At 55.6% G+C, this 13957-nt stretch carries 13 protein-coding genes and 1 tRNA gene; 8 read left to right on the top strand and 6 right to left on the bottom strand.

All coding sequences use genetic code 11. The features are described from left to right. Positions 1–53 precede the first annotated feature (53 nt). On the bottom strand, positions 54–704 hold the full coding sequence (gene hisIE / locus NC979_RS15205) for a bifunctional phosphoribosyl-AMP cyclohydrolase/phosphoribosyl-ATP diphosphatase HisIE (protein ID WP_190515475.1): 651 nt from the start codon (positions 702–704) through the stop codon (positions 54–56). Positions 705–1001: 297 nt separating this feature from the next. On the opposite strand from hisIE, the gene NC979_RS15200 reads away from it, so the two are divergent. The 4 genes from NC979_RS15200 (at position 1002) to secG (ending at position 5576) form a co-directional block, all read left to right on the top strand. Then, complete coding sequence (locus tag NC979_RS15200; RefSeq protein WP_190515473.1) at positions 1002–1424, top strand: hypothetical protein; 423 nt, start codon at positions 1002–1004, stop codon at positions 1422–1424. A 210-nt stretch (positions 1425–1634) separates the two neighbouring features. Continuing rightward, entirely contained in the window at positions 1635–3344 is a 1710-nt protein-coding gene (locus NC979_RS15195; protein ID WP_190515471.1) for an ABC-F family ATP-binding cassette domain-containing protein, read from the top strand. 288 nt (positions 3345–3632) lie between these two features. After that, the gene (gene gpmI, locus NC979_RS15190) at positions 3633–5231 is read left to right on the top strand and encodes a 2,3-bisphosphoglycerate-independent phosphoglycerate mutase (protein WP_190515469.1); all 1599 of its coding nucleotides are present in this window, start codon (positions 3633–3635) and stop codon (positions 5229–5231) included. Positions 5232–5321: 90 nt separating this feature from the next. After that, on the top strand, positions 5322–5576 hold the full coding sequence (gene secG / locus NC979_RS15185; protein WP_190515466.1) for a preprotein translocase subunit SecG: 255 nt from the start codon (positions 5322–5324) through the stop codon (positions 5574–5576). A 226-nt stretch (positions 5577–5802) separates the two neighbouring features. Here the strand turns inward: secG and NC979_RS15180 are convergent, their stop codons facing one another. Together NC979_RS15180 and NC979_RS15175 are read right to left on the bottom strand one after the other, a co-directional pair. Continuing rightward, positions 5803–6600 (bottom strand): hypothetical protein, encoded by a 798-nt coding sequence (locus NC979_RS15180; RefSeq protein ID WP_348253772.1) that lies wholly within the window; start codon positions 6598–6600, stop codon positions 5803–5805. 405 nt (positions 6601–7005) lie between these two features. Then, on the bottom strand, positions 7006–8499 hold the full coding sequence (locus NC979_RS15175) for a DEAD/DEAH box helicase family protein (protein ID WP_190515461.1): 1494 nt from the start codon (positions 8497–8499) through the stop codon (positions 7006–7008). A gap of 100 nt (positions 8500–8599) precedes the next feature. Between NC979_RS15175 and NC979_RS15170 the strand changes: the two genes are divergently transcribed. Then, on the top strand, positions 8600–9169 hold the full coding sequence (locus NC979_RS15170; protein WP_190515458.1) for a Uma2 family endonuclease: 570 nt from the start codon (positions 8600–8602) through the stop codon (positions 9167–9169). A gap of 43 nt (positions 9170–9212) precedes the next feature. Here NC979_RS15170 and NC979_RS15165 read toward each other — a convergent pair whose 3' ends face one another. The 3 genes from NC979_RS15165 to NC979_RS15155 all read right to left on the bottom strand — a co-directional run bounded on the left by NC979_RS15165 (position 9213) and on the right by NC979_RS15155 (position 12438). After that, the gene (locus NC979_RS15165) at positions 9213–10952 is read right to left on the bottom strand and encodes a potassium channel family protein (RefSeq protein WP_190515455.1); all 1740 of its coding nucleotides are present in this window, start codon (positions 10950–10952) and stop codon (positions 9213–9215) included. A 181-nt stretch (positions 10953–11133) separates the two neighbouring features. Further along, positions 11134–11346 carry a hypothetical protein gene (locus NC979_RS15160; protein ID WP_190515448.1) on the bottom strand — a complete coding sequence of 71 codons (213 nt, stop codon included), beginning with the start codon at positions 11344–11346 and terminating at the stop codon, positions 11134–11136. Between the two features lie 9 nt (positions 11347–11355). Further along, positions 11356–12438 (bottom strand): RuBisCO accumulation factor 1, encoded by a 1083-nt coding sequence (locus NC979_RS15155; protein ID WP_242023863.1) that lies wholly within the window; start codon positions 12436–12438, stop codon positions 11356–11358. A gap of 154 nt (positions 12439–12592) precedes the next feature. Between NC979_RS15155 and NC979_RS15150 the strand changes: the two genes are divergently transcribed. The 3 genes from NC979_RS15150 to NC979_RS15140 all read left to right on the top strand — a co-directional run bounded on the left by NC979_RS15150 (position 12593) and on the right by NC979_RS15140 (position 13807). After that, positions 12593–12665, top strand: a tRNA-Ala gene (locus NC979_RS15150). Positions 12666–12909: 244 nt separating this feature from the next. Beyond that, positions 12910–13236: a hypothetical protein gene (locus NC979_RS15145; protein ID WP_190515444.1), complete on the top strand. Its 327-nt coding sequence runs from the start codon at positions 12910–12912 to the stop codon at positions 13234–13236. Between the two features lie 64 nt (positions 13237–13300). Further along, entirely contained in the window at positions 13301–13807 is a 507-nt protein-coding gene (locus NC979_RS15140) for a hypothetical protein (protein ID WP_190515441.1), read from the top strand. Positions 13808–13957 lie beyond the last annotated feature (150 nt).

Genomic DNA, 13957 nt, shown 5'->3' with positions numbered 1-13957 from the left:
GATTGAAACAGTATCTTTATCTGTCTCCCTACCCATCCACTCATCCACTCACATTACCGTCTCCGCTCTTGGAGCTTGCGGTACACGTCCTTAATATCAACCCCGTGGTGGGCTAGGGCAACTAGGGTGTGGTACATCAGGTCGGCGGCTTCCCCGGCGATCGCATCGGCGTCATCATCCTTGCAGGCCATCACGACCTCAGCGGCTTCTTCGCCAATTTTTTTGAGAATTTTGTTGTCGCCTCCGGCCAGCAGCTTGCAGGTGTAGGAGTCGGGGTTGGGGTGGTCGCGGCGATCGCAGATTACCTCAAACACCTGAGACAGCGTATCGGCGGGCGGGGCAACTTTGTGGTCGTCTACTTGATGAAAGCAGCTACGCTCGCCCGTGTGGCAGGCAATGTCGCCTAACTGTTCTACCGTGACCAGCAGGGCATCGCTGTCGCAGTCGTAGCGGATGGCCTGCACCTTTTGCACATGGCCCGAGGTTGCGCCCTTGTGCCAAAACTCTTGGCGCGATCGACTCCAGAACCAGGTTTCGCCACTATCTAGAGTGCGCTGGAGCGATTCGGCGTTCATCCAGGCCATCATCAGCACGGTGCCGTCGAGGTGGTCTTGCACAATGGCAGGCACCAGCCCCTGGTCGTTGTAGCGAATGCGATCGACGGGCACAGCGGCGGCAAAGGGCGAAGACGGAGAAGTGACCATAGCAAGGGGGTAAAACATCCTTACCCACTCTAGTATTTCTTCGCCTTGGCCCTGCTCCTATGCTCTAGAAATCGCTGGCCGCTGCGGCTTGCTCCATGAACTGCTCTCATAAACGCCCAACCTGATACAAAACGAGGATTAGGCCAATTTGCTGCCAACTTTGCTGCCAACAAAAGTTAACATAGGAGTTAACAAACCTTCAGCTAAGTCTAGTCTGGCCATCTGCCCTGATTAGGGGCGCTTTGCCTGCGGGCTTGGTTCATTCGACCCTACTATTTACAGACGCAGGAGAGCTTCATGACTGGATTTATTCGCGGGTTGTTTGGCGGCAAAGCTAAGAATCCCGGCGAGTCAGACCGTCCCGTGCGGCGGCAGCCCGCCCCCCAGCAACCCACCATCAAACAGGTCGGGGGGGCTTATTTTCTGAATGAGGACGACGCTAAGAGCTATGGCAACATTGAGTACATGCGCTCGTCTAAGACCGTGCGGCGCACCTTTGCCAAAAAGCGCGGCGAAACCGTAGAAAAAGAAAGCGTTCGGCAAATTTCTGCTCTAGAGGCTAAACGTCTGCAAGAGCAGCAGGGCCTGTCTGTGGAAAAGATTGCCCCGTCTGAAATCTCTATTCAACCTGCTGTCAAGAAGGATGCTAGCTCCGAGCGTCGCAAGGTCGATACCAGCCTCGACATGTTCCGCAAAATGGCTAAGGACATGAAGAAGTAGTCAGTAGTTCTCAGGTTATGCCTGAGGCTAAAGTTTTACTAGTGAATTAACGAGGACGTAGCCTAGCTGCGTCCTTTTTTGTGGGCGCAGCGGCGGATCGATTTTTCTCCCAGAGATGAATTAGCCAGATAGCGCAAGAGTCAACAACCTGCCCCCATTTTTCGTTACCTTTGGTAAAGATTCGTTTACTCCCCGCCTTTGGAGCCGCCCATGCTGCGTTTAGAGCACATCAGCAAGATTTACCCCACCGGGGAGGTTCTCAAAGACGTGAACTGGGAGGTGAAGCCAGGCGATCGCATCGGTCTCGTCGGCGTCAACGGCGCCGGCAAATCGACCCAGCTCAAAATTATCACCGGCAAGATTGAGCCCACCACGGGCACTATCATTCGCCCTGCCGACCTCAAAATCGCCTACCTCTCCCAGGAGTTTGAGGTTGACCCCAGCCACACGGTGCGCGACGAATTTTGGACGGTATTTAAAGAGGCCAACGAGGTACAGTCAAAGCTGCACCACATCCCCACGCTGATGGAGACCGCCGATCCCACTGAACTCGATCGCCTGATCCACGAACTCGACAAGCTGCAGCGGCGCTTTGATGCCCTGGGCGGTTATGGGCTAGAGTCGCAAATTGAGAAAATTTTGCCTGAAATGGGTTTTGAGGCCAGCGACGGCGATCGCTACGTCAGCGAGTTTAGCGGTGGCTGGCAGATGCGCATGGGCCTGGGCAAAATCTTGCTGCAAGCCCCCGACGTGCTGCTGCTCGACGAGCCTACTAACCACCTCGACCTCGACACTATCGAGTGGCTAGAGGGCTACCTCAAAAAGCTCACTACTCCCATGGTGATCGTCTCCCACGACCGAGAATTTCTCGATCGCCTCTGCACCCAGATTGTTGAAACCGAGCGCGGCGTCTCCACCACCTACCTGGGCAACTACACCGCCTACCTCACCCAAAAAGAAGAAAGCCTGGCCGCTCAGCTCAGCACCTTTGAGCGCCAGCAAAAGGAAATCGCCAAGCAGCAGGCCTTTGTCGATCGCTTTCGGGCCAGCGCCACTCGCAGCACCCAGGCCAAAAGCCGCGAAAAGCAGCTGGATAAGGTAGAGCGCATTGAGGCCCCCACCGGCAGCGTGCGCACGCTGCACTTTCGCTTTCCCCCGGCTCCCCGCAGTGGGCGCGAAGTAGTGACGGTTGCTGATCTCACCCACAGCTACGATGAGAAGATCCTGTTTTTGGGGGCTAATCTGTTGATTGAGCGAGGCGATCGCATCGCTTTCCTCGGCCACAACGGCTCGGGCAAATCGACCCTGCTGCGCCTGATTGCCGGGCTAGAAACTCCCACCGACGGTCAGGTCGAAGTGGGCAACCACAACGTGATCCCCAGCTACTTTGAGCAAAACCAGGCTGAGGCTCTCGATCTAGAGAAAACCGTGATCGCCACCATTCACGACGAAGTGCCCGACTGGACCAACGAAGAAGTCCGCACCCTGCTGGGGCGGTTTCTGTTCACAGGCGACATGGCCTTTAAACAGGTGAAAGCCCTCAGCGGCGGCGAAAAAGCTCGCCTGGCCCTGGCTAAAATGCTGCTGCGACCCGCCAACCTGATGATGCTCGACGAGCCCACCAACCACCTCGACATCCCCGCCAAGGAGATGCTGGAGGAGGCCCTACAGCACTACGACGGTACGGTGCTGCTCGTCTCCCACGATCGCTACTTCATTTCCCGCGTTGCTACCAAAATTGTCGAAATTCGCGATGGCGAGTTGCGGCTATATCGGGGTGACTACCACTATTACCTCGACAAGGTGGCAGAAGAGGCCGAGGCCGAAAAGCGAGCCGCCCTAGAGGCTGAGAAAAAGGCAAAGGCTGACGCTAAGCGCCAGCAGCAGCAGGCCAAACGCAAAGCAGGCGCTACAAAATGACGCCGATGTAGAGTAATATGCAGTTTATAAAAATTTCTCTTAAATTGCGCTTTAACCTGGTCACATGCCTGTATAGCGCGTTTAGGCTGGGTTCAGAGTACAGTTGCTAGCTTTTCGTGCTGTGGGTTACGCACTCACAGCAGCGAACTAAATGTATCTGCCTGGCGCGATCGCGTGTAAGTGAGTCTTTAAACGGCTATTCCAGCTCCGTCCCAGCTCAGATTGGGGCCAAATTTCTGGATAGTATGATTGCTGAGACGTTAGTCCAACTCCCAAGGATTCTTACCTATGAGTCAAGCGTCAGTCCCGCCGATGGTTTTAATCATTCTTGACGGCTGGGGATATCGGGAAAATACCGACGGTAACGCTGTCGCCGCCGCAAAGACTCCGGTTATGGATAGTCTGTGGGCCGCTTATCCCCGCACTTTAATTCGTACATCAGGCAAGGATGTGGGGCTGCCCGACGGTCAGATGGGCAATTCCGAAGTTGGTCACCTCAACATTGGTGCAGGGCGCATTGTGCCCCAAGAATTGGTGCGTATTTCTGACGCCGTAGAAGACGGCACCCTGCAAGAGAACGAGGCTTTTCTAGAAGTGTGTCAGGCGGTGCGCTACCGCAATAGTAAGCTGCATCTAGTGGGGCTGTGCTCTGAGGGGGGCGTGCACTCTCACCTCTCTCACCTGTTTGGCCTGCTAGAGATGGCCAAAGCCCAAGACGTTGATGAAGTTTGCATTCACGTCATTACCGATGGCCGCGACACAAAGCCCACCGAAGGTAGGGTGTCGGTTCAAAAAATTCAGGACTACGTTGACCGGCTAGGCCTGGGCCGCTTGGTCACTCTCAGCGGCCGCTACTACGCCATGGATCGCGACAACCGTTGGGATCGCGTCGAGAAGGCCTACCGAGTGATGACCGACCCCGGCGAGGGCAGCGGCAAAACCGCCATGGAAGCGCTGCTGGAATCCTATGACCAGGAGATCAACGATGAATTTGTAGAGCCAGTGCGGCTGGCTCCCGGTGCGATCGCCCCAGAGGACGGCGTAATCTTCTTCAACTTCCGCCCCGATCGCGCTCGCCAGCTAACTCAGGCTCTAGTTGATCCCAACTTTAAGGGCTTTGAGCGGAATTTAGTGGCACCCCTAAGCTTTGTCACTATGACCCAGTACGACCCGGAGATGCCGGTCAAGGTGGCCTTTCAGCCTCAAAACCTGAGCAACATTTTGGGCGAAGTAGTAGCCAACCATGGGCTTAAGCAGTTTCGCACCGCCGAAACCGAAAAGTACGCCCATGTCACCTACTTCTTTAACGGTGGTCTGGAAGAACCCCTAAAGGGCGAAGACCGAGAGCTGGTATCTAGCCCGATGGTCGCGACCTACGATAAGGCTCCGGCCATGTCGGCGGCGGCGGTGACCAACACCGCCCTAGCTGCCATCAAAAAAGGGATTTATTCGCTGGTGGTGATCAACTACGCCAACCCCGACATGGTGGGTCACACCGGCAAGATGGAGTCCACGATCACGGCTCTTCAAGCCGTTGACCACGAGCTAGGCCGCTTAATTGACGGTATTGGCAAAGCTGGGGGCACCGCCATTATCATTGCTGACCACGGCAACGCCGAGCTGATGTGGGACGAAAACCACAAGCCCTGGACAGCCCACACCACCAACCCGGTGCCCTTTATTCTGGTTGAAGGTGAGAAGCTCAAGGTGCCTGCCTACGGTGGCGACGTTAATCTTCGCGAAGACGGGCGGCTGTCTGATATTGCCCCGACCATTCTGCAAATTTTGGGTCTGCCTCAGCCCCAAGAAATGACCGGGCGCTCAATGTTTCTCCCCGCCGATGTAGAAATTCGCAACAACCGTACCCCGGTTAAACTCTCCCTCTAGTCCTACCTGAGGCGATGCTGGAATGGCTGGAAGGCTTGGGGTATAGTGAAGATTGGGCCATTATTTTGAGCAGGTTAGTTTAAAAACGCGATGATAGTTATCACAATTTTGAAAGTTATCTGGATGGTTGCTGCTGTGGGTCTAACGGCCCTGGTGCTGCTGCACAGCCCTAAGGGCGATGGTTTGGGCGGCCTAGGTGGTCAGGCCCAGCTATTTACCAGCACCAAAAGCGCTGAAACCACTCTCAACCGCGTTACTTGGACCTTAACCGTGCTGTTTATGGGCCTGACGGTAGTGCTGAGTGCAGGCTGGCTCGATGTCGCCGCCACTCCTCCTGCCCTCTAAAACCTTTGAATTTTTGGCTCTAAGAACTATCCTCGATTCAACATCCTTGATTCAAAAACGGTCTGGCTTGTAGGAGTCAATACCGTTTGCCCTATTTGAACAAAGGGTCTGAAAACTAACGAATTTGGCTAGAGCTGGCAAGGAACTAGAGTTTGAAAAGAATAAGAGAAAGCCTCCGATTCAAACGAGTCGGAGGCTTTCTCTTATTGAATTGTGTTCGTGGGGATCACCAATCGCCAGACATCACCGCCAGGGCTTGCCCTGTAGTGGAGACAATGCTTAGGGGTAAAGTTTGACCATTCTCGCGGCGGGGAAACTGCACCAGTTGCAGGCCAGCGTCCACGGGCTCAACAGTGACTAGGTACTGATTGTCTTGCCATTCTAGGTTGACCAAGCGGTGATGCAGCAGCCACATTTCTGCCAGCTCCCCCTGATTGATCTGCTCGGGCTGATCGCCGCTGTAGCAGTCCCAGAGGTCATCCATTGCTGTCCACACCCCAGAGAGATAAAGGGGATCGGTGCGGGCGCTGAGGCCGTAGGTAGTGAATACAAAAACTTCGTGACTCCACCAAGCTTTGGCCAGCTCAGCCATGGGATCGGTATCGAGTACTTCACCGTAATAGGGCATGGCTTCTAGCTGCTTAGTTTGAGCGATCGCCGACGGGCGCTCCCACTCCGGTAGGTGAGCACAAATCGTGGCGGCGATCGCATCTAAAGACTCGTCTTGCTCCCCGGCAGAGGATGTCCCAGCTTCTGCGATCCCTGCTTCTGGTGCCAGGGGCATTTCTACTTGAGCTAGGTAGTTGTCGAGAGCGGGCACTGCAGAGCTAGTGCCCATTAGCCCCGCCTGCAAGGGGCTGAGGGGGTTGAAAGACTGGGCCTGAGTCGGCTGGGCAGAAACTGTCAACAGTCCCGCTGAACCAACACCAAGGGTAAGAAGCAAAGCCGTAGCAAACAGGTGACTCATCGAAGGATAGGTGGGGATTGGGAAAGCAGGAATGCTTGGCGCTGGGGCAATCGCCAAAGCTATGAGACAGAGGCACCCGCGCTCGCAAGAGTCCGAGAACCCAAGCGAACTGGTTCCCAAGTTAATGGAAGTTAAGGCTCAAATCTGGCAGTAAAAGGCGGGTCGCTGGCCAGCTCTACAACTACAGCAGGCCAAAGAACTAGACCACCAGGCTTACCTAGCTCGTTACTTAACTCTCGTCAACTAGGGCAAAACCCGACACGTAGGGCTGTGGGGGAAAGCCTAGATCAATAAACGCGGCATTAAGCCGTGGGCAAAGCTCCGATGTAAGGCTCGGGCGCGATCGCCGGTAACCCTCTTCTAGCAAGACTTTAGCTTACTACTAAGATAGCGTTTGAGGAGCTTTCTGAGCACACCTGTGTCCACTATCTTTGGGATTATTTTTGTGGCACGGGTGAGTGCTCACTCTGGGTCAGAAAGAGGTAAGGATGGTGCCTCTGCTGCTCGCGGCACAGCCGGTAGGGGATCAGCACTATAGACCGGTTTTACCGGTACTAGTTCTAGCTGGCGAGGGCTAGCCGGCGACGGTTGCACTCCCTGGCGGCGACGACTGGAAATAGATTCTTCGGTGGTTTCTTCGGCCACAACTTCGTAAAGCATGGCCTGTTTGTTGCCGCTGCCCTTGCGCAAGATACGCCCCAGCCGCTGCACATACTCGCGAGTGGAGCCGCTGCCGGAGAGCAAAATGGCCACCCGCGCCTCGGGCACATCCACTCCTTCGTTGAGTACGTGGCTGACCACCAGGGTAGGGTACTGGCCATGGCGAAAATCCTGGAGGATGGCATGGCGCTCTTTGACCGGCGTTTGGTGGGTAATAGCGGGGATCAAAAAGGTCTCGGAGATGTGGTAAACCGTGGCATTGTCGTTCGTAAATATGATCGTGCGATCGGGGTGGTGCTGAGCGAGCAAGTCGGCAAGCACTCGCAGTTTGCCCTCAGTACCCAGGGCGATCGCCCGCGCCTCTCGGTGGGCCAGCATCGCCCGCCGCCCTCCTGGGGATTGGGCACTAGCTCGAACGAATCGCTGCCACCCCTGGGCCGAACTGAGCCAGATATTGGCCTCCTGCAAAAAACGGTTGCGCTGGGCAATCAGCTGGTCGTAGCGCGATCGCTCCTGGTTCGACAGCTTCACCCTAATCGGCACAATCTGAAACGGGGCCAAGGCATCCCCCGACAGATCTGCCGCTGACTTGGCGTAAACCACTGGCCCCAGCAGATGGGTCAAATCCTCATGCCGACCGTCGGCGCGATCGGGAGTGGCGGTCAGCCCCAGCCGGTAGGGCGCGATGGAGTATTCAGCAATCACCCGGTTGAAGTCGCTGGGTAAGTGGTGACATTCGTCGCAGATCAGCAAGGCGTACTGGTTCCCCAGGCTTTCGGCGTGGATGGCGGCACTGTCGTAGGTAGCCACTAAAATCGGCGTGCGATCCTTTGATCCCCCGCCTAAAAGCCCTACTTCTACATCGGGAAAGGCTGCCTCTAGATGGGCATACCATTGATGCATCAAGTCCAGCGTCGGCACGGTAATCAGTGTGGGCCGAGGTGTGGCCTGCATAGCCATTTGGGCCAGGAAGGTTTTGCCGCTAGCGGTGGGGAGCACCACCACACCACGCCAGCGCTGGTCGATCCAGGCCTGTAGGGCTTCTGTTTGATGGGGATAGGGTTCCAGGCTCAGCCGGGGATCAAGCTCCAGTGGCTTGAAGGTTTGGGCCTGATCGTTGAAGGGCACTTGCTCGGCTCGCAGAGTTTCGACTAGGGCGCGGTACTGCTGAGCGGGAACGCGGAATTTCTCAATGCGATCGTCCCAATGGGCAAAGTCTACCCAGCTTTTGCCTCGCGGCGGTGGATGCAGGATCAGGGTGCCGCGATCGTAGGTGAGGGTGGGTGTGCGCCCCATGGTGGTTCATAGTTACTGGGGATATTGTAGCGGGCAGCTAAACGTGAGGGTTTCAGAAAGCTACAATTCAGGCAGTTGACGGCTAGCGAGGGCCATCGTCATGACTGTTGCCTTACCCCAACGGTTGACCCTAGAGCAGTTTTTGACGCTGCCCTACATTGAAGAGTCACCGGCTTGGGAATTTGTGCAGGGAGAGGTCAGCCAAAAACCGATGCCCGGTGGAAAACACAGTCGAATTCAGTCGCGGTTGGTTAGCGTCATTAACAACGCCGCTGATTCGCCCTATGAAGCTTTCACCGAACTGCGCTGTACCGTTGGTGGGCGCTCCATAGTGCCAGATATTGTTGTGCTGGAACAAAGCCAGATTCCCGTTGACGAGAATGGCGAGATCCTGAGCACTGGCATTAACGTTGCCCCAAATTGGATTATTGAGATTCTTTCCCCCCAGCAGAGCCAGATGAAGGTGACTCGCAAAATTTTGCACAGCCTGCGCCATGGGGGGCAGATGGGCTGGCTGATTGATCCTGAAGAACGGGTGGTGCTGGTCTATTGCCCCGAGCGCTTGCCTGAGGAATGGGCTGAAGATGCTGAGCTGCCAGTTTTACTAGGGGTGCCGTTAACGCTGGCCCCGGAGCAGCTGTTTAGCTGGCTTCAGATCAACCATCTTTGAGATCCGAGGGATAGGCAATCGCGCCCCATCGATCTACACCCTCTCACCCTCGCAGCTCTTCTGTGACAGCTACTGGGGTGTATTGCAGGCAGTCTAGTCGATTGGCAGGCATGGTTAGGTAGAGCACATCGCCGTCGGTCAAGGTCACGTTGAGTAAGCTGTAGCCGTGGAGCGTGCGATGGGCTGACTCGATATATAGGGGCACCAGCTGCGCTGTCTGCGCTATGGTCTGGATGGATTGGTTGTAGAAGGGATGGTGAGGGGTGATCAGCGTTGCGATCGCCACCCACAGCAGATCCCCAGACATGCCGTTGCCGAGAATTCTACCCCCAAGGGCCGCAGCAGCAAAAGTGGGTGCAGCCAAATCCATCGGGCTAAGTACCTGGTCAAACTCAAACACCTGCTGCACCTGCTGGGCAAACTCGGCATCGAAGATGCGCACGACGCTGGGTACCTGGGGGCTAATGCTGCGGGCCGTCAGGGCAATTTCTAAATTCACTGTGTCGTCGCTGGTCACGACTAGCAAGGCCTGGGCCGAGGCCAAGTTCACGGTTTCTAGAGTGGAGGTCAGGTTGGCATCAGCGATGATGACCGGAATTTTGAGCGCCTTAACCGAGAACAAAAAGCGGTTGTGGGCATCTTGCTCGATTACGGCTACCCGATAGCCGGCTTTGTGCAGGTGAAGGGCCGTGCGATAGCCTACGCCCCCTAGACCGCAAATGATGTAGTGGTGCTGCCGGGGCATACGGGCAACGCTCCACAGGCTTTGAAAGTGTGAGCCCAAAATAAAGTCGTTGAGCAGGGCGTAACAGATGCCGATCACCCCCGCCCCCACCAACATCATCGCAGCGGTGAAAACTTTGATGCTGGCCGAGGAGTTTTCTGCCACCTGTTCTTGGCCCCCGGCTCCGGTAATCATGCCTACCGAGAAGTACAGGGCGTCGACCCAGCTGGTGTTAAGGTCGTGCCAAAGATAGGTGAACGTAGCCAGACCAATGGTAATCAGCAGGGCCAAGATTACTAGCAGCGTGGCGCGGGCGCGGCGGCGGCCGTGGTCGAGGGTGACCAGCAGTCGCTGCCAAAACTGAGGTATGTGGCGAGCCTTGAGGATAGGCTGCTGGGGCTGGGTGGCCACCACGATGCGATCGCCCACTTGCAACACCTCCCCCGTCACTACCGCTGTCACCAGCTCGATCGGGTGGTGGGCCGAGTGGTAGTGAATCAAGAGCTGAGATCGATTGTCCCAGAGGGTTTTTAGCGGCTTGCCGTGCCAGGGGTGAGTGGCGTCGATCACCTCCTCGTACATTGGCCAGGTAAGGTCAAACAGGCGCAGCTGCCCGATCGCCCGGTTGCCCCGTGCCGCAAAGGCAAATAGCGGTGCCGCCAGCGCCGCCGAACTGAAACTGATGTGGTGGGGCAGGGTGTGGTCGAGCCGCTCCCCCAGGCTGATGTTGAACAGCCGGTTGATGATGTGAATGCTGGGGTTAAGAATACGCGCCTGGGTCAGAATTGCCAAATTCAGGGCGTCGTCGGAGGTGGCCAGCACCAGGGTGTGGGCCTGGTGAATGCCGGCTTGGGTGAGGGTCGTAGGCGATCGCAGTTCCCCCACCACAATCTCGCCCACCACCTCTGGCAGGGGATGGTAACTAATGCCCACCACCTGCGCCCCCTGCTGCCGCAGCAGCCTAAAAATCCGCAACCCCGTGCGCCCCAGACCGCAGACAATAATCTGGGACCGTGGCAGCGGTGGCAATTCCTGAGGCGTTAAGGATGTCACGACCATGGCCATCAACCACAGATACTACGATCTGTTGTCGAGGTTGGAGGCGGTAGCCGCTGTAGTCTGGGGCACGTTGTCTTAAAAGTTTGGACGGTGAGGATGAGATAGGGGAATGAATGCAAAATTCAAAATTGAGAATTCAAAATTTTGAACTTTGAATTTTTCACCCTCCTCACCCGCTCACTCACGCTTCCGGCGGATCCCCAATCTCCTCGCTCTTTCCCCGTACCGGCGGCAGCTTGTCTACTAATCCCATCTCAAAGGCCGTGTCGGGCAGGTCGCCCGCGATATATTTGCCCGGTTCAAACACGCGACCGGGGGTGAAGCACATTTGCCGCAGCTCCACAATCTCGGTATTTAAGAACATGGTGCGAGATAAGCGTCGTTCGAGGCCCATGGTTGTCTCCTATTCGTCTAGCTGCCAGAGTTCGCGGTTGTAGTTCTCATCCAAAATGCGCTTCGGCCGCAGAATGAGAATCATTTTGCCCAAGATGGGGGTCTCTATCGGGCTCGGTGACCACGACAAGGCGAGCTGATCGCCGTTAGTGGTGAGAAAGTAGCCGTCGTCGTCCCAGGTGCGATCGCTGCGATCGACGACCACCAGCACCGTCTCATCGGCACCATCGCTAGGGTAGTTGGGCAACAGCCGGGACTGGGTGAGAATTCCCACTGGGTCTTCGGCCCGAAAGATCACTTGCCAGCCGGGCACCGCAATCCAGGCGCTGGCGCCGTTAGCGCTGACCATGCTGAAGGGTTCTTCCGCCACCACTACGGGCACCGCCTTCAAATCGTCCACCGTCAGCGGCATCTGCCCCACTACGGGGATCATGCGCGGCAGCTCGCTTTCAGTTTCGAGCCGGTAGAGGGGCAGCCGAGGGGCGGGGCGGTCTTTGACAACCGTAAAGTCGGTCAACAGCTTTTCGATGTGCTGGCGAGCAGTGGGGCTTTGGGCAAAGCGCAGGCCCTGGGCAATCAGGCGCGATCGGTCTTGCAGATCGTCTTTTTGACGGGCTAGCTTCCAGAACTGGTAGGCGATCGCATCCCCTGGCCCATCAGCAAAGCCCTCGGGTTTGTCTTTGCGGTAGGCATATTCTTTGATCGGCTTGACCAGATCGCGCACCTCCTCAGAGTCGATGCCGTGCTGGAAGATAAAATCAGCGGTGGCAGCGCGATCGCCCTGGGAGAGCACCCGCAGCTCGTAGAGGGCATCGCTGCCCCGCTCGGTAAAGTGAGCCTGGGTCGCCTCGGTCACCCCCGCCTTGAGAATAGATTGGTAGACCTGCTCCGCCACCATAATCTGGTTTTGGTGGATGGGCTCAAAGCCGGTTTCTTCAAAAATTTGCTGGGGAGTGAACCGCGCCTTTTGCAGAGCCTGGCAGCCCTGGGCCCAGTTGACCCAAGTGCCTTCTTTACGCCGCAACCGCAGCAGCACATCCTGCACCGCATCGGCATCGGGGGGAGACGAAGAACCAGGATAAACCATTGCCATTGCCACGTGAACACTACAATCTTCCTGACTCTATCGCGGATGGCTGCCCTTCACCGCTACCGTTGAATAAAACTCAGGGAAAATTTGGGGTTGACGACGGTACCCCCCTTAGGTCACTATTGTTGATGCGCTCAGCGAAAAAGTTGGCGCATGAGGGGCTATAGCTCAGTTGGTAGAGCACTTGCATGGCATGCAAGGGGTCAGCGGTTCGAATCCGCTTAGCTCCATAAAGAATACGCCTCCACAGAGGCTATAGTTGTGCGTTTACCGATAAGCGTACCAAACAGGTACGCTTATGCTTCCAAAGCTGCCTGGTACGCTTATGCTTCCCACGTTTTGGCAAGGATATAGCTCTAATTTGGTAAGGATATGGTTCCAATACCGTGTTGGGAATTCGCCAAAAACAATGCGTTAGTACTATTATGCGTCAAGCTGTACTATGCTCACAGTGATAGTTGAGGGTTAAACCCCATGAGCGCTTCAGCGGCAGAATTAACGACCGAGAAGGTCAACGCAGCCATCGCCATCATCTTAGAGGTTCTAGGAGAGCCCAAGACTGATCTCCACCGTCAAGCACTCTACTCGTTTCAGCAGGGCGACTACCAGACGGTAAAGCGTCTATCCCTAGAGAACCTAAGTGATTTCTACTGCAAATCTCTGGGCTACCTCGGCGGGGCGCTAAAACTTACCCCCAATACAGATACGATACTGGCCGAGTCCGCTAGAGCTGCAGCTGACCAGGCTCGCCAAAAGACTCTAGAGCATTTGGGTGCTCAAATCTCACAAGTTTTGAGCTAAAGGTTCGTAGAGTTCAGGCGACATGTAGTTAGACAGCTCTACCTCATGGACTCACATTTTATGTATGCAAAGGCTGCGCGCTAAACCACTAACTCAAGGTTTAATCAGCATTCAAAAGCTGAAAGCCGAAGTGTTCCACGTTTGGTGCTGGATACACAGGTCAAACATGGCACATGTTCAGCCAGAAAACTTCGAACCGGAGGTTCGCCATTTATTCGGTGACCTGCGATTAAAGCACACTTGGGAAAAGGCCTATAGCCACTTCTTTGTGGGCTGGCTTATCGCATGTATCTTTGATGGCGACACCTACTTTAAAGTTCTTGATCCAAGTAAATGGTCCGACTGGAAGTATGAGCTCCGCTTTTTAACGCTCGAAGCGCTCGCTGCACATCCCGAATTCAAGTCTTTGACTTCAAATTCCTACTCATACCTTGTTTCCACTAATCAAGAAGAACTGGCTCGAGGATTGCTTGAACTAGCTAGAGAGGCGATCGAACGCCAGCAGCAGTACTCAACCGACAGCACCGTGGTAATGCCGCGAACTGAATCACAATCCGATCAAGGCGCTTAGTCCTTGCACAAAGTTTCAGCCTGTTGCAACACTGTCTGAGTCGCCTTCTCCTACTTGTTGAGGAGTGTTGATTCAGACCCCCGTAAGTATCAGCAAGCCTCAAGGTTTCCTTTGAAGCCAAAACTTTACTTCAGAGGCTTCTGAAGACCA

Origin of the sequence: Leptolyngbya subtilissima AS-A7, from assembly GCF_039962255.1 — a bacterium.
In the GTDB taxonomy this organism is placed as follows: domain Bacteria; phylum Cyanobacteriota; class Cyanobacteriia; order Phormidesmidales; family Phormidesmidaceae; genus Nodosilinea.
Note: the sequence above shows the minus strand (reverse complement) of the source record. Positions and strands in the feature narration are given on the sequence as shown.